The 21,685-nt window shown below is 65.0% G+C and carries 19 protein-coding genes; 6 read left to right on the plus strand and 13 right to left on the minus strand.

Annotated features, from left to right (window positions below):
* Positions 1 to 8: 8 nt before the first annotated feature.
* The 4 genes from WIT60_RS09550 to mltG form a co-directional block, all read right to left on the minus strand.
* Entirely contained in the window at positions 9 to 392 is a 384-nt protein-coding gene (locus tag WIT60_RS09550) for a PilZ domain-containing protein (protein WP_339583780.1), read from the minus strand.
* Positions 393 to 488: 96 nt separating this feature from the next.
* A complete protein-coding gene (gene holB / locus WIT60_RS09555; RefSeq protein WP_339583705.1) occupies positions 489 to 1,559 on the minus strand; it encodes a DNA polymerase III subunit delta' in 1,071 nt (356 codons plus the stop codon).
* Positions 1,556 to 2,173 (minus strand): dTMP kinase, encoded by a 618-nt coding sequence (gene tmk, locus WIT60_RS09560; protein WP_339583706.1) that lies wholly within the window; start codon positions 2,171 to 2,173, stop codon positions 1,556 to 1,558. Before tmk ends, holB begins: the two co-directional genes overlap by 4 nt.
* Positions 2,170 to 3,225: an endolytic transglycosylase MltG gene (gene mltG, locus WIT60_RS09565; RefSeq protein ID WP_445207682.1), complete on the minus strand. Its 1,056-nt coding sequence runs from the start codon at positions 3,223 to 3,225 to the stop codon at positions 2,170 to 2,172. Before mltG ends, tmk begins: the two co-directional genes overlap by 4 nt.
* Before the next feature lie 24 nt (positions 3,226 to 3,249).
* Between mltG and ygfZ the strand changes: the two genes are divergently transcribed.
* The 3 genes from ygfZ to WIT60_RS09580 all read left to right on the plus strand — a co-directional run bounded on the left by ygfZ (position 3,250) and on the right by WIT60_RS09580 (position 5,738).
* Positions 3,250 to 4,215, plus strand: coding sequence for a CAF17-like 4Fe-4S cluster assembly/insertion protein YgfZ (ygfZ, locus tag WIT60_RS09570; RefSeq protein ID WP_339583707.1), 966 nt, complete (start codon positions 3,250 to 3,252; stop codon positions 4,213 to 4,215).
* A gap of 161 nt (positions 4,216 to 4,376) precedes the next feature.
* On the plus strand, positions 4,377 to 4,736 hold the full coding sequence (locus tag WIT60_RS09575) for a DUF4936 family protein (protein WP_339583708.1): 360 nt from the start codon (positions 4,377 to 4,379) through the stop codon (positions 4,734 to 4,736).
* Positions 4,737 to 4,739: 3 nt separating this feature from the next.
* Positions 4,740 to 5,738 (plus strand): NRDE family protein, encoded by a 999-nt coding sequence (locus tag WIT60_RS09580; RefSeq protein ID WP_339583709.1) that lies wholly within the window; start codon positions 4,740 to 4,742, stop codon positions 5,736 to 5,738.
* Here the strand turns inward: WIT60_RS09580 and WIT60_RS09585 are convergent.
* From WIT60_RS09585 to WIT60_RS09610, 6 genes are all read right to left on the minus strand, one after another.
* Positions 5,725 to 6,591, minus strand: a complete 867-nt coding sequence (locus tag WIT60_RS09585) for a YbgC/FadM family acyl-CoA thioesterase (RefSeq protein WP_339583710.1) — start codon at positions 6,589 to 6,591, stop codon at positions 5,725 to 5,727. The genes WIT60_RS09580 and WIT60_RS09585 overlap by 14 nt on opposite strands.
* Before the next feature lie 8 nt (positions 6,592 to 6,599).
* A complete protein-coding gene (locus WIT60_RS09590) occupies positions 6,600 to 8,345 on the minus strand; it encodes an AMP-binding protein (protein WP_339583711.1) in 1,746 nt (581 codons plus the stop codon).
* A gap of 51 nt (positions 8,346 to 8,396) precedes the next feature.
* Complete coding sequence (locus tag WIT60_RS09595) at positions 8,397 to 9,689, minus strand: acetyl-CoA C-acetyltransferase (protein WP_339583712.1); 1,293 nt, start codon at positions 9,687 to 9,689, stop codon at positions 8,397 to 8,399.
* Between the two features lie 41 nt (positions 9,690 to 9,730).
* Positions 9,731 to 10,591, minus strand: coding sequence for a MaoC family dehydratase (locus WIT60_RS09600; protein ID WP_339583713.1), 861 nt, complete (start codon positions 10,589 to 10,591; stop codon positions 9,731 to 9,733).
* Positions 10,592 to 10,619: 28 nt separating this feature from the next.
* Positions 10,620 to 12,029: a 3-oxoacyl-ACP reductase gene (locus WIT60_RS09605; protein WP_339583714.1), complete on the minus strand. Its 1,410-nt coding sequence runs from the start codon at positions 12,027 to 12,029 to the stop codon at positions 10,620 to 10,622.
* 96 nt (positions 12,030 to 12,125) lie between these two features.
* Positions 12,126 to 12,854, minus strand: a complete 729-nt coding sequence (locus WIT60_RS09610) for a TetR/AcrR family transcriptional regulator (RefSeq protein ID WP_339583715.1) — start codon at positions 12,852 to 12,854, stop codon at positions 12,126 to 12,128.
* 183 nt (positions 12,855 to 13,037) lie between these two features.
* On the opposite strand from WIT60_RS09610, the gene gbd reads away from it, so the two are divergent.
* Entirely contained in the window at positions 13,038 to 14,174 is a 1,137-nt protein-coding gene (gene gbd / locus WIT60_RS09615; protein ID WP_339583716.1) for a 4-hydroxybutyrate dehydrogenase, read from the plus strand.
* On the opposite strand, the gene paeA is transcribed toward gbd, so the two are convergent.
* From paeA to WIT60_RS09630, 3 genes are read right to left on the minus strand one after another with little or no spacing between them, the layout of a single operon-like run.
* Positions 14,175 to 15,503: a polyamine export protein PaeA gene (gene paeA, locus WIT60_RS09620; protein WP_339583717.1), complete on the minus strand. Its 1,329-nt coding sequence runs from the start codon at positions 15,501 to 15,503 to the stop codon at positions 14,175 to 14,177. It abuts the gene before it with no gap.
* A 41-nt stretch (positions 15,504 to 15,544) separates the two neighbouring features.
* Positions 15,545 to 16,615, minus strand: a complete 1,071-nt coding sequence (locus tag WIT60_RS09625) for a patatin-like phospholipase family protein (protein WP_339583718.1) — start codon at positions 16,613 to 16,615, stop codon at positions 15,545 to 15,547.
* Between the two features lie 51 nt (positions 16,616 to 16,666).
* Positions 16,667 to 17,563: a LysR family transcriptional regulator gene (locus WIT60_RS09630; RefSeq protein ID WP_339583719.1), complete on the minus strand. Its 897-nt coding sequence runs from the start codon at positions 17,561 to 17,563 to the stop codon at positions 16,667 to 16,669.
* Positions 17,564 to 17,704: 141 nt separating this feature from the next.
* Here WIT60_RS09630 and scpC point away from each other — a divergent pair, with 141 nt between their 5' ends.
* Positions 17,705 to 19,192: a succinyl-CoA:acetate CoA-transferase ScpC gene (gene scpC / locus WIT60_RS09635; RefSeq protein WP_339583720.1), complete on the plus strand. Its 1,488-nt coding sequence runs from the start codon at positions 17,705 to 17,707 to the stop codon at positions 19,190 to 19,192.
* A gap of 57 nt (positions 19,193 to 19,249) precedes the next feature.
* Positions 19,250 to 21,562 (plus strand): heavy metal translocating P-type ATPase, encoded by a 2,313-nt coding sequence (locus WIT60_RS09640; RefSeq protein WP_339583721.1) that lies wholly within the window; start codon positions 19,250 to 19,252, stop codon positions 21,560 to 21,562.
* Positions 21,563 to 21,685: the final 123 nt, after the last annotated feature.

The raw sequence follows: 21,685 nt of genomic DNA on the forward strand, positions 1-21,685 counted from the left end.
AAAGCGCCTCACAGTGTTTGCGTGGGCTTGCTCGATGAGATGTTGGTGCCCAGGATCTCTTCGATCTTCAGGCGCAGCAAACGCGTTTTCTCATCGGCCGGGAAACGCACGCCAACACCCTGTGTGCGGCCGCCCGAGGCATTGGCCGGTGTGATCCACGCCACCTTCCCTGCCACGGGGTAACGCTGGTTGTCATCCGGCAGGCTGAGCAAAAGGTAAACGTCGTCACCGAGAACGTAATCGCGGGTGGTGGGAACGAACAAACCGCCGTCGGTGAACGCGGGGATGTACGCAGCATACAGCGCACCCTTTTCACGGAACACCAGTTGGATGACGCTGGGACGCCCCGCCGCACCAGCCGCCGAACCCGCTGCGGGGCCGAGTTTACCCATCGCGCTGGGCGCGAACGCGGAAGGCATGCTGGTGTTTTGAAACTCGCTCATGATTCAAGAAGTGTAACGCTGCGCTCGCCGTCGCATACACGTATTTCACCGCAGCGCGGCACGGGCTGGACGTGGGCGCATGATGGCCCGCGCCTGCAGGAGCAGCGTCTCAATCTTCAGGTTCTGATTCCAAGGGTGCTCGGCATGGCGCGCCACCTTGCCCAACTCCTGAGACCAGGTGGTGAGCAGCCCCAAGTCCGGCGCCGCGGGCAGGCTGGACGCCGGAAAGTACCGGGGCGTCGCGCCCTGGGCCGTGCGGGCCAAGTCATGGCAAAGTTTCTGGAGTGTCTCCACCACCAGAGGCAGAGGCCACTGGGTCAGGGTGGTGGCGCCCCCTTGCATCAGGGCCTGAGGCAATTGGGGCCACGAGCGTGCATCCAAACCCAATTGCTGTCGGTCTCGGGCCGTCAGAGGCTGTCCGCCGGCAGCGGCGAGCAGCACCTGCGCGTCCTCCAGGCTCATGCCCTCGGTCTGAGCCTGCAGCCATTGGGCAGCAGGCATGGGGTCTGGCATGGGCAAGCGCCACGCCTGGCAACGGCTGCGTATGGTTGGCAGCAACTGGTCCAAGGTGGCGCCGCTGAGCACAAAGCGCACCTGCCCCGGGGGCTCTTCCAGCGTTTTGAGCAGCGTGTTGGCCGCAATCAGGTTCATGCGCTCGGCCGGGTGAATCAACACCACCTTGGCACGTCCACGCGACGCCGTGTGCTGCGAGAACTGCACCACCGCGCGGATGGCATCGACCTTGATTTCCTGGCTGAGTTTCTTGCTCTTGCCCTCGGCCTTGTCGGACGCCTTGTCGCCGCCCTCGTCTGCGCCGCTGGCCTGCCACCCGAGTGAGGCCTGCAGCGCCTCGGGCAAGATGACCTGCAGATCCGGATGCGAGCCAGCATCGATCAGGTGGCAACTGGGGCAACGGCCACAGGCCATCTGGGGGGCGGAACCGCCCGGCTGGGATTCACACAGCCAACTGCGCGCCAGGGCGAGTGCAAACTCGAACTGCCCGACCCCTTGCGGGCCATGCAACAGCACGGCATGGTGCCCACTGAGTTGCTGCAATGCCGACTGCAGCGGTTGCTGCAGCCAAGGCCACAGCGGCGCGCGAGGTCCATCGCTCATGCCACACCCCGGGCTGCAAGCGCCTGGCCAATGGCGCGCGCCACGATATCTTGAGGTTGGTCCGCCTGAATCAGCACGAAGCGCTCCGGGTGCTGGGCCATGCGGGTGAGGTACATCTCGCGCACACGCTCGAAAAACACCTGATCCTGGGCTTCGAAGCGGTCAGGCTGGCGGGCGCCGGCAAGGCGTGCAGCCGCCACCGCGGGAGGCAAGTCAAAGAGGAACGTCAGATCGGGCTGGCGGCCGCCCTGCACCCAGCCTTCCAAGGTCGTGAGCACCGACAGGTCGAAGCCTCGCCCGCCCCCCTGATAAGCGAAGGTGGCATCGGTGAAACGGTCGCACAGCACCCAGGCGCCGCGGGCCAGCGCCGGCTCAATGACCTGGGTCAGGTGATCTCGGCGGGCCGCGAACACCAGCAGCGCTTCGGTGAGCGAATCCATGGGCTCGTGAAGAAACAGCCCTCGCAACTGCTCGGCCAGCGGGGTGCCGCCTGGTTCACGGGTCCGCACCACTTCATGGCCCGCCTCCCGCCAGATGCGCTCCAGGGCATCGAGATGGGTGGTCTTGCCTGCACCGTCGATGCCCTCGAACGTGATGAATCGACCTGTGCTCATGGGTTCTTCCTGGGCGTGCGTTGATAGAGGTTCACAGCACGATTATGTTCGTCCAAGGTGGCGCTGAATGCGCTGCTGCCGTCGCCGCGTGCGACAAAGTACAAAGCCTTGGTTTGCGCAGGACGCACCGCAGCCATGAGGGCCGCTTTGCCTGGCATGGCGATGGGCGATGGCAGCAGCCCACGCCGGGTGTAGGTGTTGAAAGGCGTGTCGGTGCGCAGATGCACGCGCCGAAGATCCCCATCAAAGCTGTCGCCCAGTCCGTAAATGACCGTCGGATCGGTCTGCAGGGGCATGCCGATGCGCAAGCGGTTGGTGAACACCCCGGCAATCAGGGGGCGGTCGGCGTCCTGGCCGGTCTCCTTTTCAACAATGGAGGCGAGGATCAGCGCCTCGTCGGCACTTTTCAGAGGAGTCTGGCTGTCGCGTTGGGCCCACGCGGCATCCAGATGCTTTTGCATCGCGTGCTGAGCACGACGCATCACGGCGAGGTCCGTATTACCTTTGGCGTAAGCATAGGTGTCCGGGAAAAAGCGCCCCTCAGCTGGCACGCCGGGCAAGCCCAGCGCGTCCATGATCTGCTGCGCCGTCCAGTCTCGGGTGGTGGGCTCCAGGCCATCGGCTTTGGCCAACTCCTCACGCCAGCGCTGGAATGTCCAGCCCTCGATCAATTTGACACGGGCCAGGCTCTCATCGCCCTGCACCATCATGCGCAGCAGGTCACGGGCGCTGGCACCTTGCTTCAATTCGTAGCTGCCTGCGCGAATCTGCCGCGACTGTCCTGACCATCGAAACCACTGATAGAGCACCCAAGGCGAGGTCTGCACACCGGCCTCGGCCCAGCCTTGCGCCACCTCGCGCGGGGTGCTGCCAGCCTCCACCGAATACTCCACCGTGGGCGTGCTGGTGGGCAAGGGTTGACTCAGCCACCACCACGCTGCCGCAGCCACGAGTCCTGTCAGCGCAAGCAACATCGTCAACAGACGGGCGAGGATGCCGCCGTGTTGGCGCACAAAGCGTGGGGGATAGGGCAAGGCAGTGGAATGTTTCATGGCGACCGTGATGATAATGAGGCTATGAGCGAGATCCACCTTCCCGACCCAACTTCCTGGTCCGGCGCCTTGCTGGTGTCCGATCTGGGCGTCATCCAGGCACACGGCGATGAGGCTGCCACATTCCTGCACGGTCAACTCAGTCAGGATGTCAGCGGCCAAAGCGCCAACCAGGCCCGACTGGCCGCCTACTGCTCCCCCAAGGGGCGCATGCTCGGCAGTTTGTTGAACCTGCGTCCCCAGCCCGATTTGCTGTGGCTGATTGCCGACCGGGACACCGTGCCCGCCCTGGTCAAGCGCCTGTCGATGTTTGTCCTGAGGGCCAAGGCCAAGTTGACGGACGCCTCCTCGACCCTGTCGGTTATCGGCCTGGTTGGCACGGCAGCCGGCGCGGCGCTGGGCGCCACCGTCGATGCCCCGATCTGGTCGGCCCAGTCGGCCGCTGAAGGCCTGTTGGTTCGACTGCCCGATGTGCTGGGCGTTGCGCGCTGGTTATGGGTGGGCGAAGCGGCGGCCGCGCCAGCCTGCCTGGCCAAACTCCCCCCCCTGCCCGCCGAACAATGGCAATGGCTTGACGTGATGAGTGGCATCCCACGGGTTCAACAAGCCACGGTCGATCTGTTCGTGCCGCAAATGATCAACTATGAGTTGATCGGTGGCGTGAACTTCCAGAAAGGGTGCTACCCCGGTCAGGAAGTGGTCGCGCGCAGCCAGTACCGGGGAACCACGAAGCGCCGTGCCTTCGTCGCGCACGCAGAGCAGACCTTGACGCCGGGGCAGGAGTTGTTCACAGATGCCGATCCAGGTCAGCCCGCAGGCGTGGTGATCAATACAGCGGTCATGCCAGGTGCGGCGCCGCGCTGCAGTGCGCTGGTCGAGCTCAAGTTGGCCGCGCGCGGTGCGCCTTTGAGGGCCGGCAGTGCCGATGGCTTCACTGTGACCTTGGGCAACTTGCCTTACGCACTCCCCACCGACGACGCCAAGGACTGATACACCCCGCGGTATTGCTGTGTCGCGACCGCAGCGATCCGCGTTTGCGTCAACTAGTTAACGGTAACCACGCACAATGCTGGTGCGTTCACACATCAAGGGCACGTAAGCGGCACTCCTTGCGTTAGTCTGCCTTGCATCGCTGACTTTCCCACGGATCCATGTCCTCGCCTGAAGGCCTGCGCGCCTTGTTCATCTACTACCGGGTGTCCCAGACACGAACCGCCGAAGCGCTCCATGCTGTGATCACCATGCAGGAAGCACTCATGCAGCGTTGGCCTGGTTTGCAGGCCCGCCTGTGGCGACGTACGGATGAAGTCGCGAGCCCTGCCGTGGAACAGACCTGGATGGAGGTGTATGAACACCCCGCCGGTGTGGATGTGCTGTTTGAGCAGATGCTGGCTGAGCAGGTGCACATGCTCCCCCCAGGCCTCATCGGACCACGCCATGTGGAAAGTTTCGTTCCCATGGGCTTGTCGCCTGCCGTGCTCGGGCAGCCTCCATCCACATCGAAGGGGTAAAGCATGTGCCTGGTGGCTTTCTCCCTGGATCAGAGCAGCAGGTTCCCCTTTGTCCTGGCCAGCAACCGCGACGAGTTCTACGACCGCCCCGCTGCACGCCTGGGGTGGTGGGAGCCCGAGGGGGGTGGACCTGCCATCCTCGGAGGGCGTGACCTGTCGGAAGGCGGCACCTGGCTGGGGCTGACGGCGTCGGGTCGGCTGGGATTGGTGACCAACGTGCGAAACCCGGCAAAGATGGATGCGCTGGCGCCTTCGCGCGGCCACCTCGTCACGCAGTGGCTCAAGGGTGACACCGACATGAGCCGCTTGTGGCCTCGCCTGGCAATGACGGGATACAACGGCTTCAACATGGTGGCGCTGGACTTTGCCGAGGGCGAGTGCTTCTGGCTGAACAACGAAAGGCTCTACCCCGAGCGTCTGCAGAAAGGGGTGTTTGGGCTCTCAAACGCGGAGTTGAACACGCCTTGGCCCAAGGTGCAGGCCCTCAAAGCCAGGCTCAAGGCAGCCATGCCTGCCGCCGTCGATGCAGAGGACCTTGCCAATCGCCTGTTCTCTGCGCTCGCCGATCCGGCGCAAGCTGCAGATGCCGAATTGCCTCATACAGGGGTGGGACTGGAGTGGGAACGAATGCTCTCATCGGCATTCATCAAGGCACCCGAGTTTCGATACGGCACACGGGCCTCGACGGTGATCATCACCGAGCGGGTGAACAAACGGGTGGTGACGCATGTGTTGGAGCGCAGCTTCAGTGCCCACTCCCCGATGGCCTTGATGCGACGTGTGACCTTGAAAAACTGGCCGCCACGGCACACGATGAACAGTGCTGAGGTGGCTCGGCTCAGTGCCACCCTGCCTCCGCCATCGGTGCGTTCCGATGACAGCTTTGAAAGCAGCGAGGTTCAAGAGCAGGACAACCATGAGTTGTCGACCGATCTGCCCGTTCGCAAGACTCGCGCTCGAAGCCTGATCAAAAGCAGTCCTGGTGCCCTCAAAGGCGAATGACCATGCGCTGGTGGGGAATGCCCACCTCGTTGAACACCGGACCTTCAGCAACGAAGCCTGACTTCTCGTAAAAGGCTCGCGCGCTGAGCTGTGCGTGCAGGCTCACCTGGTGCAACTCCCTGCGACGCGCTTCGGCCATCAAGGCGCTCAGGACACGTTCACCCAAGCCCGTGCCTCGGCTGCTGCGAAGGACCGCCAAGCGCCCGACCTTGGCTTGCCCGGCTGGCAAGCCAAGGTGGAGGAGCCGCCCCGTGGCCAGCGGCAGGCCAGCCAGGTTGCTGACCAAAGCATGAACTGCTGTGGCATCGTCTGCGTCCCATTCTTCGGACTCGGGAATGCCCTGTTCTTCGATGAACACCGCACGTCGCACGCGGGAAGCACCGGTCTGCAAAGTGGTCCAATCGCCCAACTCATCGCGATAGACGTTGTCGTGCCGCGCAAATGCGGCCAACTGATCGCGCATGGCCTGAGGCACCGCCGTGGGCACGCGGGTGTGCGCGTCGACGAAGACATTGACGACCTCACCGGTGACCAGCAGGCGGCCCTGCGTCCAGATGGCCCACGCCACGGTGATGGACGAATGCCCGATGCGTTCGCAACGCAGCCCGATGTCGAGCCAGTCGTCCATGCGCGCAGGCGCGTGGTACTCGATCAGGTTGCGGCGCACGAACATGTCGCCCTGATGGAAGGCCAGGGCATCGGGGTATGGGAGTCCGGCATGGCGCCAGAACTCGGTGATGGCCACATCCAGATAGGTCAGGTAGTGGCCATTGAACACCACATGCTGCCCGTCCACCTCAGCCCAACGAACGCGCAAACGGTGGATGAAGGTGAAGTCAGCAGGCGCGGTCATGATGTGGGTCAGCGAAGTTCTCGTCGCAAGATCTTACCCACAGGCGTCTTGGGCAACTCGGTGTCGCGGAACTCGACCACACGCGGGATCTTGTAGCCAGTCAGGTTCTTGCGGCAGTGCTCGATCACCGCTTCCTTGGTCAGCGTGGGGGTGCGCGGCACGATGATGACCTTGACGCGCTCGCCGGCGACTTCGTCGGGCACCCCCACGGCTGCCACTTCCTTGACGTCGGGGTGCATGGCAATGACGTCTTCGATCTCGTTGGGATAGACGTTGAAGCCCGACACCAGGATCATGTCTTTCTTGCGGTCCACGATCTTGAGAAAGCCTTTCTCGTCCATCACCGCGATGTCACCCGTGGCCAACCAGCCTTCGGCATCGATGGTCTTGGCCGTATCCTCGGGACGCTGCCAGTAGCCCTTCATCACCTGCGGGCCACGCACGCACAACTCGCCTGGCTCGTTGATGTCGGCCCAGCTGCCGTCCTCACGGCGGCAACGCACCTCGGTGGAAGGCACTGGCACGCCGATGCTGCCCGTGAAGGCCGGGCCGGGGTTGCTGATGTCCACCGGCGCCTGGGTGACGATGGGTGAGCATTCGGTCAGGCCATACCCTTCGACGATGGAATTGCCCGTGACCTCTTTCCAGCGCTCGGCGATGCTGCGTTGCAGCGCCATGCCACCGGCCACGGCGAGCTTGAGATTCGAGAAGTCGCGCTTGCGGAAGTCAGGGTCGTCCAGGAAAGAGGCGTACAGCGTGTTCACGCAGGTGATGCCGCTGAAGTTCTCCTTCTTCAAAATCATCATCACGCGCTTGGTGTCACGCGGGTTGGCGATGAGGATGTTGCGACCGCCCAATGCCATGAAGATCAGGCAGTTCACCGTCAACGAGAAGATGTGATACAGCGGCAACGGTGTAACCACGGTCTCGGTCTCACCCGTCAGTTGGCCTTCGGCAAATGCCAGTGCCTGCTGGCAGTTGGCCAGCACATTGCGGTGCGTGAGCATCGCACCCTTGGCCACGCCTGTGGTGCCGCCCGTGTATTGCAGGAAGGCGAGGTCCTCAGGCTGCACCTCGGGACGTTTGACCTGCACTTTGCCACCGGCCTTCAGTGCATCGCGCATCCAGACGGCACCTGGCAGGTTGTAGGCCGGCACCATCTTCTGGACCTTGCGGATCACGTAGTTGAGCGCACGCCCCTTCGGATTAAGCCAGCCGTCCGACAGGAGATCGCCGATCTGGGTCAGCACGATGCGCTTGACCTGCGTTCCACCCAGGGCTTCTTGCAAGGTGCTGGCAAAGTTCTCCATCACGATGATGGTTTCGGCCCCGCTGTCCTTCAACTGGTGATTGAGTTCTCGCGCCGTGTACAGCGGGTTCACGTTCACCACCACCGCCCCGATGCGCAACACCGCGAACAGGCACACCGGGTACTGGAAGGTGTTGGGCAGCATGATGGCCACCCGATCGCCCTTGCGGATACCCTGCGATTGCAGCCAGCCTGCGAAAGCGTTGACCAGTCGATCCAACCGGTCGTAGCTCATCTCGGTGCCGATGCTGACAAAGCCCGGGCGATGGCGGAACTTCTCGATGCACTCGTCGAAGTAATGCCCCAATGAGCGGTACTTGTTGACATCGATGTCGTGCGCCACCCCCTTCACGTAAGACGACAACCAGATGCGGTTGGTTGACCCATCTGGGTTGACGATGGACTGGCCTGCTGGGCGGACGGCGGCGGCAACGCTGGCGTTCATGCGAATCTCCTCTTGTACTTCTGGCTGTGCGAACTTCGGATCGCGCGGGGCTCAGCGCTCGATGATGGCAACGACGCCTTGGCCACCGGCCGCGCAGATGGAGATCAAGCCCCGGCCCGAACCCTTTTGCGCCAGCATCTTGGCCAGCGAGGCCACGATGCGCCCACCGGTGGCCGCGAAGGGGTGGCCGGCGGCCAGCGAGCTGCCGTTGACATTGAGCTTGCTGCGGTCGATGGCGCCCAGCGGCTTGTCCAGACCCAGACGCTCCTTGCAGTACTTCGGGTCTTCCCAGGCCTTCAGGGTGCACAGCACCTGGGCGGCAAAGGCTTCGTGGATTTCGTAGAAGTCGAAATCCTGCAGGGTCAGGCCGGCGCGTTGCAGCATGCGCGGCACGGCATAGGCCGGTGCCATCAACAGGCCTTCCTTCTTGTTGAAGAAGTCCACCGCCGCCACTTCGCTGTGCGTGATGTAGGCCTGCACCGGCAGGTTGCGAGCCTGGGCCCACTCCTCACTGGCCAACAGCACGGCCGAGGCGCCGTCGGTCAAGGGGGTGGAGTTGCCCGGGGTCAAGGTGCCTTGGCCCGGTGCCACCTTCTTGTCGAAGCAGGGCTTGAGCGAGCGCAGCTTTTCAATGGTCAAGCCTTCGCGCAGGTTGTTGTCCTGGCTCACGCCCTTGAAGGGGGTGATGAGATCGGCCATGAAGCCTTCCTTGTAGGCACGCGCCAGGTTGGCGTGGCTGGCGCAGGCCAGTTGGTCCTGCTCTTCGCGCGGGATGTTCCATTCGCGCGCCATCAGCTCGGCGTGCTCACCCATGGAATAGCCGGTACGGGGCTCACCATTGCGGGGAATGGCCGGCTTGACCAGCATGCTGGGGCGGATCTTGGACAGCACCTTCAGCTGCGCCACGGTGCCCTTGGCGCGGTTGGCCTCCATCAGGATCTTGCGCATCTTTTCGTTGATGCCGATGGGGGCGTCGGAGGTGGTGTCCACGCCGCCGGCAATGCCGGATTCGATGTGACCCAGTGCGATCTTGTTGGCCACCAGCATGGCCGCTTCCAGACCGGTGCCGCAGGCCTGCTGCAGGTCGTAGGCCGGGGTTTCAGGGGCCAGCGTGGTGGACAGCACCGATTCGCGCACCAGGTTGAAGTCGCGGCTGTGCTTCATCACGGCGCCGGCGGCCACGTCCCCCAGGCGTTCGCCATGCAGGTGGAAGCGGTCGACCAGGCCTTGCAGCGTGGCGGTCAGCATCTCCTGGTTGGACACGTTGGAGTAGACCGTGTTGGAGCGGGCGAAGGGGATGCGATTGCCGCCCAGGATGGCGACGCGGCGGATGGTGTTGCTCATGTGTGAAAGTCCTTGAAACTGATGAAGGGGGGCGACAGGCGTCAGTACGTGACCCGGCCGCGTAGGTGAGGTTTGTCGCCCCGGGCGTTGCGCACCTCGAAGACCGCGCCGTGCTCATCGCGCACGGCCCACAGCGAGGCGCGTGCCGGCAGGAACAGCGGTGTTTTGAACTCGACTTGCACCGAGGCGTAGGCCACGTCTTCACGCGGCAACAAGGTGCTCAGGGCCTTGGCCTTGGTCCACATGCCGTGCGCCACGGCACGGCGGAAACCCAGGAACTTGGCTGTGATGGCCGACAGGTGGATGGGGTTGATGTCGCCCGACACCAGGCCGTAACGACGGCCGATACCGGAGTCGGCATAGAAGTCCGCCTGGCGCGCCAGTGGCGGCAGATCGCCGAGCGCGCTGACATAGGGCGCGCCCTGAGGCTGCCTCACGCCCATGCGCAGCAGGGTCCAGGTGCTGTCCCACACCAGTTGCCCGTCGCGCAGGGCGCGGGCGTGCAAGGTGAAGACCTGCCCCTTCTCGTGCTTGAACAGCTCCCCCGTCTGCACTTCAATGCGCAGTGCATCACCGGGCTGCACACGCTGGTGCAAGGTGCCACTGTTGGCCAGATGCACGATGCCCATGGCCGGCCACGGGAAGCGCTTGCTGCCAAACAGCATCATGGCCAGCGGGAAGGCCTCCATGTGCAGGAAGAGCATGGGCACGCCATGCGCTTTCTGGAAGCCGCACACCTTGGCATAGGCCTGGGCCTTCTTGCCGTCCACCACCACATGCGGGCGCACATAGGTGACCTGCGGCAGGGACTCGACCACCCCGGGGCGCTTGGTGCTGGAGCGCAAGGCCCCCAGGTTCAGACTCAAAGGGCTGGGCAGCTTGTTGACTTCGATGATCTTCATGGCCGTGCGCCTCGGGGTGCTGTGAAGATCAGGCGCCGATCAGGCTCTGGCCGCAGACACGGACCACATTGCCCGTGATGCCGCTGGAAGCGGGGCTGGCGAACCAGCCAATGGCCTCGGCCACGTCCACGGGTTGACCACCCTGGCTCATGGAGTTCATGCGGCGCCCGGCTTCGCGGATGGCGAACGGAATGGCGGCCGTCATCTGGGTTTCGATGAAACCGGGGGCCACCGCGTTGATGGTGATGCCCTGCTTGGCAAAGATCGGTGCGCTGCTTTGCACCATGCCGATCACGCCCGCCTTGGAGACGGCGTAGTTGGTCTGGCCCATGTTGCCGGCGATGCCCGAGATGGACGACACGCAGACGATGCGACCACCGGCCTTGAGCGCACCGGATTCGACCAGGGCCTCGTTGATGCGCTCCTGTGTGGACAGGTTGACGTTGACCACCAGTTGCCAGATTTCGGGCTTCATGTTGGCGATCGTCTTGTCGCGGGTGATGCCGGCGTTGTGCACGACCACATCCCAGCCCCCCTGGGCCTTGGCGGCGTCCACCAGCTTTTGCGGGGCTTCGGGCGAGCCGATGTCCAGGGCCAACGCGGTGCCGCCAATCTTCTTGGCCACTTCATCGAGACCGGCCTGCGCCTGCGGCACGTCCAGGCAGATCACCTGGGCGCCGTCGCGGGCCATCACCTCGGCAATCGACGCGCCAATGCCGCGGGACGCCCCGGTCACCAGCACCTTCTTGCCGGCCAGGGGCTGCTGCCAGTCAGCGGGCGACTGCGAGGCGCCCACGACCTGACCGATGCGGATCACCTGGGCCGACACATAGGCCGAACGCGGCGACAGCAGGAAGCGCAGCGTGGACTCGATCTGGTCTTCGGCGCCTTCGGCCACGTAGACCAGCTGGGCGTTGCTGCCCTTCTTCAATTCCTTGCCCAGCGAACGGGTCAGGCCTTCGAGCGAACGCTGCACAGTGGCCTGGCGCGGCGAGGCACAGCCTTCAGGCGGACGGCCCAACACCACCACGCGCCCGCAAGGCAGCAGCGAGCGAGCGGCGTCGTGGAAGAACCAGTACAGTGCGTCCGACTGGGTGCTGTCGGTCAAACCGGTGGCGTCGAACACCAGGGCCTTGACCTTTTCACCGCCCTTGCCGGGACCGCCCCATCGGCCGGTCGTCAAACCGGCCTGGTTGCCTATGCTCACCCACTGAGGCAGCCGCTCGTGCGCCAGCGTTTGCGCACCAATGGCCTTGAACACCTTGGCCAGGGCGGGCAGCAGCGGCGCCTGTTCGCCGCCGCCCACCAGCACCGTGCCCTGGATCACCGGCTGACCGGGCTGATAGCGTTCCAGCGGCAGCGGCTTGGGCAGGCCCAGCATGTTGACCAGCTTGGCGCCCAGGCCCGAATTGGCGAAGTCAAGGTATCCGTCACTCATCAGAACACTCGCAGAGATAGTGGTCTGCGCCCGCATTCCCAGGCATCAGACCGGTTGGAAAACATGGCGGCCTTGGGAGCCGCTTTCACAGTTGGATCAAGCTTCCGGCGCCAGGCGAACCACCGCCGGCATCCGGACGATGGCGTCCAGCACCGTGGTGTCACCGGGCCCAGGCAGGGGCGCCTTCAGCGCTGCCACCATCAGGGAAATCAGGCGAGAGAGCAGCGTGACCTCCTGGTCGCCCTGCCCTTGGGTGAAGTCACGGATCAGCCGCTGGGTGTTGCCACCGGCCAAGATGCCGGACAACGCGCCCATGGCGAAATTGAGGCGGAACCCCAGGTCTTCGCGGCTCAGTTCGGGCAGCGTGCGCTGGAAGGCCAAGAAGAAACGGCCCAGGGTTTCGAGGTAGTGCGTGTCGATAAACTCGCGCACCACCGGAGACGGGTCGGTGTAGGCGCGCCCCAGGAAGTGCAGGAAGCGCTCGGCGTTGGGCGCACCGCTGCGCGACATGCGCACGGCCGGCAGGAACATGGCCACCAGCACGTGCTCACAGGTCATGCGCTCCCCGAGATCGGTCTCCAGGGCGCCGAGCAAGGCCACACGCGCGTCGTTGAGCGGATCGAGCTGACGGGCCAGCACTGCCTGGATCAACGCATCCTTGCTGCCGAAGTGGTAGTTGACCGCCGCCAGGTTGACGCTGGCCGTGGTCGTGATCTGGCGCATCGACATGGCATCGAAGCCACCGGCCACGAACAGCGCCTCGGCCGCATCGAGGATGCGGGACTTGGTGTCAGCAGGGGTCAGGCGTGGGGTGGCCGCGGTCATGTGCGAAAGGTCTCCGAGATACAGACGTTTCAAACGCCCGTTTCATGCATGAAGCGTATCGTATGACACAGCTTTGACCATGGGGCAAACCAGCAGGTACTTTTTAGTGGGAACCCCCTGCTTTGAGGGGAGAATCGTCCGTCGGCTTTTGATCCCGCCACCCTCTTCATCCCCTACAGCGCCATGGCCACCATCCTGTACCTCACCCAGATCCAGTTCGAGTTCGGCGCCATCCGCCAGATCGCAGCCGAGTGCGAACGCATCGGCATCCGTCGTCCCCTCGTTGTGACCGACGCAGGTGTGCGGGCAGCGGGCGTGCTGCAGAAGGCGCTGGACGCGCTGGCCGACCTGCCGGTGACCGTGTTCGACCAGACCCCGCCCAACCCGACCGAGGCGGCCGTGCGTGCAGCGCACGAGGTCTGGCAAGCCGCGGGCTGTGATGGCCTGATCGCCGTGGGCGGCGGCTCCAGCATCGACTTGGCCAAGGGCCTGGCCATCATGGCCACCCACCCCGGCCCCCTGACCACTTACGCCACCATCGAAGGCGGCTCACCCAAGATCACCGCGGCCGCCGCGCCCCTGATCGCGGTGCCGACCACCGCCGGCACGGGCAGCGAGGTTGCGCGAGGCGCCATCGTCATCGTGGACGACGGCCGCAAGCTGGGTTTCCACTCCTGGAACTTGATGCCCAAGGCCGCCATCTGCGACCCGGAACTGACCCTGGGCCTGCCCCCAGCACTGACGGCGGCCACCGGCATGGATGCGATCGCGCACTGCATGGAAACCTTCATGGCGCCCGCGTTCAACCCGCCCGCCGACGGCATCGCGCTGGACGGTCTGGAGCGCGCCTGGGCCCACATCGAACGTGCCACGCGCGACGGCAACGACCGCGAGGCCCGTCTGAACATGATGAGCGCGTCCATGCAAGGCGCGATGGCGTTTCAGAAGGGCCTGGGCGCCGTGCACAGCCTGAGCCACAGCCTGGGTGGCGTGAACCCCAAGCTGCACCACGGCACGCTCAACGCCATGTTCCTGCCGGCTGTCATCCAGTTCAACGCTGGCGCCGAGTCGATTCAGAAGGAGCGCCGACTGGCTCGCATGGCGCACGCCATGGGCCTGGCCTCCGAGGGCGACATTCCCCAGGCCATCCGCGACATGAACGCCCGCCTGGGTTTGCCCACCGGCTTGGCCGCCATGGGTGTGCAGCGCGAATGGTTCGACCGCATCATCAGCGGTGCCATGGCCGACCATTGCCACAAGACCAATCCGCGCGTGGCCACGGCCGAGGAATACCGCGCCATCCTCGAAGCGTCGATGTGATCAGGCAGCCGTATCGAGCGAAGTGGTAGATACCACCGGCTCGATGCGGCTGACCATCACCTGGTCGATCCGGTAGCTGTCCACGTCCAGCACCTCGAACTGGTAGCCCTCGCACACGACCTTGTCGGTGCGACGCGGCACGCGGCGCAGCATCACCATGATGAAGCCCGCCAGGGTCTCGTACTCCTCCTGGCTGGGCAGGCTGTCCAAGTCCAGGGCACGCAGCACATCCTCGATCGGCGTGACGCCGTCAATCAGCCACGAGTTGGCATCGCGCTGCACGATCTGCTCTTCATCCTGCGGCCCCACCAGCCCGCCCATCACCGTGCTCATCACGTCGTTGATGGTGATGATGCCCACCACCAGGCTGTACTCGTTGATGATGACCGCGAAGTCCACATAGGCCTGGCGGAACTGCATCAGCACTTCGGACAAGGTCAGACGGTCGGGCACCGTCAGCACCTTCTTGACCAGACCGTCGTTGCCACGCAGGCTGATGGGCAGGCCTTTGAAGGCCAGGCTCAGCAAGTCCTTCGAGTCCACATAGCCGACCACATGGTCGATGTCGCCATCGCAGACCAGATAGGTCGAGTGCGGGTACTGGTCGATGCGGGCCCGGATCAGCGCCTCGCTGTCGTCCAGCATCAGGTGCACGATGCTGTCGCGTGCGGTCATGGAACTGGTGACCAGGCGGGTGTCCAGCTCGATCACGTTTTCAATGACCTGGTGCTCCTGCGCCGCGAGCACACCGGCTTCCGCGCCTGCGGCCGCCATGGCCAGGATGTCGTCCGAGGTCACGCCCTCGTCGCGGCGATCGGGCAAGCCCAACAGGCGGAAGAGCCCTTCCGACATGCCCTTGAACAGCCAGACCATCGGGCGCACCACGCGCTGAAACAGGTGCATGGGGCCGACCACCCGCAGGGCCACTTGCTCAGGTGCCGACATACCCAGACGCTTGGGAAACAGGTCGGCCAGCAAGATGAACAAGCTGGTGACGATGACAAACGACACCACCGCGGCAGCCGTGTTAGCCTGGCTCTCGCTCAACGGCAGTGCAGCCAGCAGTGGTTGCAACAGCGGGGCAAACGCACCCTCCCCCACCACACCGCCTAAGATCGCGACGGTGTTCACCCCGATCTGGATGGCGGTGAAAAAGTCACCGGGCTCGTCCTGCACCGCCAACACCTTGGCCGCGCGCGCCTCGCCTTGCTCCAGCATCTGGCGCAGCCGCAGGCGGCGGGAGGCCGCGACCGACAGCTCGGCAATCGCAAAGAAGGCACTGGCGGAAATCAGGGCGGCAATGAGCAACAGGCTGCTGAGGGTGTCCATGCGTTCAAGTGTAGCGAGCCTGCCCGGCTCAGGTCATGACATCACAGCGGCAAGACCTCGCCAGCGGGGCAGCCACGCTGCAGCCAGTCCTGCCACTCATCGGCCAGTTGCGCGGCCTGCGCCACGGCCTGCGTCCAGGCGCGCACCCGGGCCTCGCGGTCCAAGCCCGTGAAGTCCTTGCGGTCGGGCAGCTTGCGACCCGGAAGGGTCTCCACCCAGGCCGGGTTGGGCGCCAGCAGCACCATGTTGTCCAACCAGGGCGTGGCACCATGCCGCCATTTCCAGGCCTTGTCCAGCCAGCCCGGCACCACCTGCTTCTGGAAATGCGGGTACAGCACCAGCCCGGGCTGCATGGCCGCATAATGCCAGTGGAAGTGGTAGTCCACGATGCCGCCGTCCCAGTGCGAGCCCGGCACCGCGCCGGGAATGTCCCGCACGGCCTCCAGCATGAAGGGGATGGAGCAAGACGCCAGCATGGCTGGGATAAAGTTGCCTGTGTTCAGCTCCACGCGGCCGGTGGGCAGGTCGCGCAATGGCACGGGCAAGGCCTCGCCCGGGGTCGAGAACACCGTGCGCTCCAGAAACAGGCCGACGGCCTTGCGCGACACCGCGTTGCCCAGGGCCAGGCCGGTGAAGCCCAGCATGGTGCGCGACGGGGTGGCCTGGCGCAGCACCTGCCGGCCGCGGGACGTCAGCACATGCAGGCGATAACGAGGGTGGCTCAGAATGCCCGGGACCTCCTCACCGAAGAAGCCGTTCAAGGTGTCGGTGAAGCCCTGCGTCACGCGGCGAGGCGACGGCATCTTGCGACCCGGCTCCGGCTCGATGTGCTGCGCAATGTAGCCATGGGCCAGGTCGGCAAACGAGCGCACCGGGTCGGCCATGCCCGCCGTGGCCATGCGCCACGCACCAATGGATGCGCCCACCAGATGCACCGTGTGGCCCCCTTGCGGCAACCAGTGCCCGAACAGATGCCGGTCCAGGTGGTTGAGGATGAGGCCTTTGGGGCCGCCGGCCGCCGCCGGGACGACGCGGATGTCGCTGGGCTGCAGCCCGTTCGCCTCAATGTGTCGCCGGGCGCGTTCGCCCACGTGGATGTGCAAGGCTTTCATGGGCGGCAAGGATAGCGCAGCGACCTGCGCCACATCGTCGGGCGCGCAGCGTCAGAACAAGGGCAAGGCACTGCCCTCGGCGCACACCGCCAACCACGCCCTCGCCGCATGCGACATGTGCCGCTCTGGCACCCACACCTGCCCCACACGCCAGCTCACCTCGGGCTCACACAAGGGGCGGATCACCACGTCGGCCGGCAATCGCAGCCGTTTGAGCAAGGGCTCCGGCATCAGGGCCGTGCCCAGGCCGGCCATCGCCATCGACAACAGAAAGTCCCACTGTCCACTCTGCGCCACGATCACGGGCTCGACCCCGGCCTGGATGAAGCCCGTGCGCAGCCGTTTGGTCAGGGCGTAGTCTTCACTGAACATCAACAGCGGCTCTTGATCCAGCGTCGCCAGCGTCGGCTGGGCGACCCGAAACCACGACGATGCCGGGGTGCCGACCAGGCAAATGGGAAAGCGTCCCAGTTCGGTGCTGGTCAAGCCACTGTCGGCGGGCACCGGCAACACCGTCACGCCCACCTCCAGTTCGCCCGCCAACACCCGCTGCTCGATCACCTGCCCCCCGGCCTCCTGGGCGTGAAACTTGATCTGCGGATAGCGCTCTTTGAAACGCTTGATCAAGGGCGGGAAGAACAGATTGACCATGGGCGGGATGCCCACCGTCACCTCCCCACGGACCAGGCCACTCAGGTCGGCCACATCCTGTGTCAGGCTCCTGACCACCCCCAGTGCCTCCTGCCCCCGCTCGAAGACGATCTTGCCGGCGTCGGTCAGGCGCACCCCTCGCCCCTCGCGGATCAACAGGGGCTGGCCGATCTCCTCCTCCAGTTGGCGCACCATCTTGCTCACCGTGGACTGGGTCACACACAGGTGCTCCGCCGCGTGGGTGAAGCTGCTGTGACGCACGGTTTCAACAAAGTAACGCAGGGCTCGCAGGTCCATGATGCTCGACGCTCAATGACATTCGTTTTTCGACTGAATCTTATGAATATAAGTCGCCCCGCGACTATATGTCCGTTTTTATACTGATTTCCATATTGCACGCCGGCAAGGCATCGGCGTGTACGCCCCACTGGAGACACCATGTACGAAGACCGCATCCGTCTGGCTCGCCTGCGCGACAAGATCATGTCCGCGCACGACGCCGCCACCCTGTTCGAAAACGGCATGACCGTGGGCATGAGCGGGTTCACCCGCGCCGGCGACTGCAAGGCCGTGCCGCTGGCGCTAGCCGACCGCTCCCGCCAGGAGCACCTGCAGATCACCCTGATGACGGGCGCCTCGCTGGGCAACGACACCGACAAGATCCTGGCCGAGGCCAACGCCATCTCGCGCCGCCTGCCCTTCCAGGTGGACGCCACGCTGCGCAAGAAGATCAACAACGGCGAGGTGATGTTCCTCGACCAGCACTTGTCCGAAACCGTCGAGCAGCTGCGCTCGGGCCAGCTGGCCCCCGTGGACATTGCAGTCATCGAAGCCTCGTCTATCACCGAAACCGGCGCCATCGTGCCGACCACCTCGGTGGGCAACTCCGCCAGCTTCGCCATCCTGGCCAAGAAGGTCATCATTGAAATCAACCTGAAGATGCCGGTCGAGCTCGAAGGCCTGCACGACATCTTCATCCCCACCTACCGTCCGTACCGCCAGCCCATCCCGCTGATCAATCCCGAACAGCGCATCGGCGTGCCCTTCATCCCCATCGACCCGGCCAAGATCGCCGCCATCGTCATCACGGAGAAGGACGACAGCCCGTCCAACATCCTGCCGCCCGATGAGGAAACCAACGCCATCGCCGGCCACTTGGACCAGTTCCTGCGCCACGAAGTGAAGATGGGCCGCCTGTCGGCTTCGCTGCAACCGCTGCAATCGGGCATTGGCACCATCTCGAACGCCGTGCTGACAGGCCTGATCGACTCGCCCTTCCACGACCTCAAGATGTACTCCGAGGTCCTACAAGACAGCGCCATCGAGCTGCTGGACAGCGGCCGCCTGAGCTTCGCCTCGGCCTCGTCCATCACTCTGACCAAGCCGACCTACGAGCGCGTGCTGGGCAACATCCAGAACTACAAGTCGCGTCTGGTGCTGCGTCCGCAAGAGGTGTCCAACCACCCCGAGGTCATCCGCCGCCTGGGCCTGATCGCCATCAACACGGCGCTGGAGTGCGACATCTACGGCAACATCAACTCCACGCACGTCAACGGCACGCACATGATGAACGGCATCGGTGGTTCGGGCGACTTTGCCCGCAACGCCCACCTGTCGGTCTTCGTGACCAAGTCGATGGCCAAGCATGGCGCCATCTCGTCCATCGTGCCCATGGTCACCCACGTGGACCACACCGAGCACGATGTGGACGTGATCGTGACCGAGCACGGCCTGGCCGACCTGCGTGGTCTGGCGCCGCGCGAACGCGCCGCCGTCATCATCACGAACTGCGTGGACCCGAGCTACCGCGGCATGCTGCAGGACTACTTCAAGGCCGCCACCCAGCGCGGCGGCCACACGCCGCACCTGCTGGAAGAAGCCTTTGCCTGGCACACGCGCTTTCAGAAGACCGGCAGCATGCGCTGACAGGCCCCGCCTGACATCAGTGCCATCAGGGGTGATGCCTGCGTGCCAGAATGAGGCATGAGCCAGCAGTCGCCTCAGACGCCTCCAAAGCGCGCCATCATCCCCATTCACATTGCGCCACAAGCGCCATGTTGTGCCCCCTCTTCGCCCACCGATCACGGTGACGACCACGGGCACACTGACAGCTGCTGCGGTCCTGCCACCCAGGCCGCGCAGCTTGTCTCCCCTAGCTCTCAAGAAGCCCCGCCCGATGCCGCCCGAGTGCGCTACCGCATCGAGCAGATGGACTGCCCCACCGAAGAACGCCTGATCCGCAACAAGCTTGAGCCCATGCCGGGCATCGTGCGGCTGGACTTCAACCTCATCGGGCGTGAGCTCACGATCTATCACCGACTGAACGACCTGCACCCGGTCGAGGAAGCGCTGATCGCCATCGGCATGGGCCCTCACCTGATCGAAGCCGGCCAACGCCCGACGGCCTTGCCCCCTGCCCTGCCCATGCGGGCGCGCCTGTGGCTGGCCGTCTCCGGGGTGGCCGCCGTCGCAGCCGAAGCCACCGCCTGGATCACTGGCAACGAGCATCACCCCCTTGGCGCCGTGCTGGCCGTGGTCGCCATCCTCACCAGCGGCCTGCCCACCCTGAAGAAGGGCTGGATCGCGCTGCGCCACTTCACGCTCAACATCTACTTCCTGATGACGCTGGCGGTCGGCGGCGCCCTGATCATCGGTCGCTGGTCGGAAGCCGCGATGGTGGTCTTCCTCTTCGCCCTGGCCGAGGCCATCGAGGCCTTGTCGCTGGAACGGGCCCGTCACGCCATCCAGTCTCTGTCCGCCCTCGCACCCGACACAGCTCAGGTCTGGCTCGGCAGCAACTGGGTCAGCCAACCGGTAGAACAGGTGCGCACCGGCGCCCGCATCCGTGTGCGCGCTGGCGAGCGCGTGCCGCTCGACGCCCGCGTCACACAGGGGCAGGCGGCGCTCAACGAAGCCCCGATCACGGGTGAGAGCCTGCCCGTCGAAAAGCAAGAAGGCGACACCCTCTACGCCGGCACCATCGTCACCAACGGCGTGCTCGAAGCCCTGGTGACGGCCGCCGCCAGCGACAGCACCCTGGCCCGCGTGGCACGCGCCATCCAGGAAGCGCAATCGCAACGCGCCCCCATGCAGCGCTTTGTCGATCAGTTCGCGCGCTACTACACCCCCATCGTCGTGCTGCTGGCCCTGGCCACCGCCGTGCTCGGCCCCTTGCTCACCACGCAAGGCTGGCTGCACTGGGTCTACCAGGCCCTGGTGATGCTGGTCATTGCCTGCCCCTGCGCACTGGTGGTGTCCACCCCGGTCACCGTGGTCAGCGGCCTGGCCGCAGCCGCCCGACGCGGCATCCTGGTCAAAGGCGGCGCGCACCTCGAAGGCGGCCGTCTGCTCAAGGCCATCGCACTGGACAAGACCGGCACCTTGACACACGGCAAGCCAGCCTTGACCTTGGTGCACTCCCTGGGCGCCCTGACCGACACCGAGGCCCTGCGCCTCGCCGCCACCCTCGATCACCACAGCGCCCATCCGGTGGCACAAGCCGTGGTGCAGGGCTGGGAAGCTCGCGCCGCTGGCCAGGCTCCCTTGTCCGAGGTCACCGCCTTCCACAGCCTGCACGGCCAAGGTGTGCGGGGTGACATAGACCAGCAAACCTGGCACCTGGGCAACCACCGTCTGCTCGAAGACCTCGGCTTGTGCTCCCCCGCGCTGGAGGCCCAACTGGCCGAGATTGAGCAAACCGGCCAGACCGCCCTCATCCTCATCAACCGCGCCGGCCCGCAGGCCTTGCTGGCCGTCTCCGACACACTGCGACCGGAATCGACCGATGCGATCAGCCAACTCAAGGCGCTGGGCATTCACCCCGTCATGCTCAGCGGCGACAACGCCCTGGCCGCCCGCCACATGGCCCAGCAGGCCGGCATCGACGATGCACGCGGCAACCTGCTCCCCGATGACAAGCTGAAGGCCATCGAAGACCTCATCCTCGAACACGGCCACGTCTGCATGGTGGGCGACGGCGTCAACGACGGCCCCGCCCTGGCGCGCGCCCACATCGGCCTGGCCATGGGCGCCGCCGGCACCGCCACGGCCCTCGAGGCCGCCGACGTCGCCATCATGGACGACGACCCACGCAAGATCGCCACCTTCGTGCGCCTCAGCCACCGCACCTCGGCCGTGCTGAAGCAGAACATCGCGCTGGCGCTGGGCATCAAGCTGGTCTTCTTTGGCCTGGCGCTGACGGGTCACGCCACCTTGTGGATGGCCGTCTTTGCCGACATGGGCGCCAGCCTGATCGTGGTCTTCAACGGCCTGCGACTGCTGCGCTTCAAGGACTGAGCGGCTCGCACAACCTCAGCCCATCACTTAGACAAGCGCACACAGCAAAACGCCCGGATTCCACCGGGCGTTTGTCGTTTCACCGTCGACCCATTGCAGCCTCGTCGTGCCGCCATGGGTCCA

It is taken from the genome of Aquabacterium sp. G14 (genome assembly GCF_037482285.1).
Taxonomy (GTDB): domain Bacteria; phylum Pseudomonadota; class Gammaproteobacteria; order Burkholderiales; family Burkholderiaceae_C; genus Aquabacterium.